We start from the raw sequence: 683 nt of genomic DNA, 5'->3' as shown, positions 1-683 counted from the left end.
GATTAAAGTTGTTTGAATCATTGAAGTTATCTAAATTATTTGAGTTATTTGAAATATTAGAATACCTTGAATGCCCTAAATCATTGAAGTTATTTGAATTGCTTGAATTATTGAAATTATCTAAAATATCTGTATTGCTTGAATCGTTTGAATTGCTTGCATCATCGAAGTTGTCTAAATCATTGAAGTTGCTTGAATTGCTTGGGCTACTTGGACTATTTAGGCTGTTTGAATTGCTTGGGCTATTTAAATCATTAAAGTTGCTTGAATCTATATTATTAGATTCTTGTTTAAATTGTTGATTAGGTTCTTGTGAATGTGGTGATTGTATATAGACATTATTAGATTCTTTTGCTAGATAATATGGATTTTTTTCATAATCATCATCATTTATTAGTTCTACGCTAAAAAAATCCCCTCTCTCATTTTGTGGAATCTCAAATATAACTTCGCCATTTGCAGTTGTGATTTTAGAATCATAACAATGTTTAGAATCTATGTTTGTGATTTGAATCTCTTTGTTTTTTAGGGGAGTTAGCAAATCATAATCTTTTATGATGAGTTTAAAGGGGAATGTATCTTGTGTGTCCATAATTGCTTACCTTTTTGTTTGGTGTTATTATGTGTGGGTATAACTTGAATGATTTTAGTTTGGTTTGGTTTTGGTTTTAGCTGTTTGAATC

At 29.0% G+C, this 683-nt stretch carries 1 pseudogene; it reads right to left on the bottom strand.

From position 1 onward, the window contains the following. Positions 1-592, bottom strand: a pseudogene (locus ACWIX0_RS13980) (hypothetical protein); the annotation flags it as partial. Between the last annotated feature and the right edge of the window lie 91 nt (positions 593-683).

The sequence above is a fragment of the Helicobacter sp. T3_23-1059 genome, from assembly GCF_053654515.1.
The sequence above is the reverse complement of the archived record's forward strand: the minus strand, read 5'-3'. Positions and strand labels throughout refer to the sequence as shown.